Source organism: Parabacteroides sp. AF19-14, from assembly GCF_003635485.1.
Classification (GTDB): Bacteria; Bacteroidota; Bacteroidia; order Bacteroidales; family Tannerellaceae; genus Parabacteroides; species Parabacteroides distasonis.
Genome location: NZ_QTMJ01000001.1, coordinates 419,108 through 419,367, shown reverse-complemented (window position 1 = coordinate 419,367; position 260 = coordinate 419,108). Strand labels below are relative to the sequence as shown.

1 pseudogene is annotated in these 260 nt (G+C 53.1%); it reads left to right on the top strand.

Going from position 1 to position 260, the window contains the following annotated elements:
* Positions 1-71: 71 nt before the first annotated feature.
* Positions 72-260: pseudogene (locus DWX33_RS01850) on the top strand (transcriptional regulator); the annotation flags it as partial.

Below are 260 nucleotides of genomic sequence, written 5' to 3'. Positions count from 1 at the left end.
TTGGTAGGGCTTTGAATTGTCGTGAGGCTTGAGTGGAGATCCTGCTATAATCTTAGGAAAAGATAATCATAATGATGAATGTTTTGAGAGACGGTTGCTCGGAGAGGGGTACGGCGCGTCTTTCCCGGCGCAAGCGTCGTGGGGAGACGTTGTTCGAGTACTTCGCCCCCTCGTACGTGGAGGTGAGGAAGGTGGATGGCAAGATGGTCAACACGAAGCGGCCCCTGCTGTTCAACTACGTGTTTATCCGGTCCTCCGTG